Origin of the sequence: Mesonia aestuariivivens, from assembly GCF_019311235.1 — a bacterium.
Classification (GTDB): domain Bacteria; phylum Bacteroidota; class Bacteroidia; order Flavobacteriales; family Flavobacteriaceae; genus Mesonia; species Mesonia aestuariivivens.
On the sequence record NZ_JAHWDF010000057.1, the window covers coordinates 1 to 1,026 of the forward strand.

Consider the following 1,026-nt stretch of genomic DNA (forward strand, 5'->3'; position numbering starts at 1 on the left):
CAAAAGCTTGTTTGTTTAAATCGGATATGCTACTTTTGTATCGGAAATGATATATTAAACTTTTTTCAAAATATTTTTCGATGGAAATAGCCGAGATCAAACAAAAGCTCACAATGGCAAACGTCCTTCACTATTACGGGCTGAAGACCGACAAGCAAAGCCGTCTAAACTGTCCGTTCCACGAAGATAAAACACCGAGTTTACAAGTGTACTACAAAACCCAAACCGCCTATTGTTTTAGTTCCAATTGCAAGACCCACGGGAAAAGTATGGACGTAATCGATTTTGTAATGCACAAAGAGCACTTCGACAAGCTCAGTGGGACAACAGCAAAACACGAAGCATTAAAAAAATGCAAGGAAATCTTGGGTCATCAAAAACCAAACAGTAAAGAAAGATACCAACCAGACTTAACAAAAAGTCAGTTCTTAGGGAATATGTTCCAGTATTTTAGAAATGCCGTACACAACTCCAAACCTGCAAAACAGTACCTGGAAAGTAGAAACCTTGATTTTAAAAAACTGGAAGTCGGTTACAATGCCGGTCAGTTCCACCACGGACAAAGGCGGGACGAAACCCTGATCGAACAATGTGTAAAATACGGATTATTGATGGACAAGGGCTTGGTCAGCCGTTCAGGAAACAAAGCCTATAGCGTTTTTGGTAAATGGTGCATCTGTTTTGCCTTAAAGGATAAAGAAAACCAAATTACAGGCTTGTACTTTAGAAGCACTTTAGACAAGAAAACAGCCAAACATTTTTACCTGAAGAATAGACAAGGTTTATATCCAAACTATCCCAATCCCAATACTAAAAAACTGATATTGACCGAAAGTATTATAGATACAGCTTCGCTACTTCAAATAAAAACAATTACAGATACTTACAGCATTTTAGCGTGTTACGGAACCAACGGCTTAAATGCTGAAATCCTAACTGCAATAAAAGATTTACAGCAACTGGAAGAAATCATTTTTACTTTTGATAATGACAGTGCAGGAAAAGAAGCCATAACCAAATATGCCA

The 1,026-nt window shown here is 37.6% G+C and carries 1 protein-coding gene; it reads left to right on the forward strand.

Annotation, left to right across the window (positions count from 1 at the left end):
* Positions 1–80 precede the first annotated feature (80 nt).
* The coding region (locus tag KW502_RS15250) for a CHC2 zinc finger domain-containing protein (protein WP_219041406.1) at positions 81–1,026 on the forward strand (946 nt) is incomplete at its 3' end.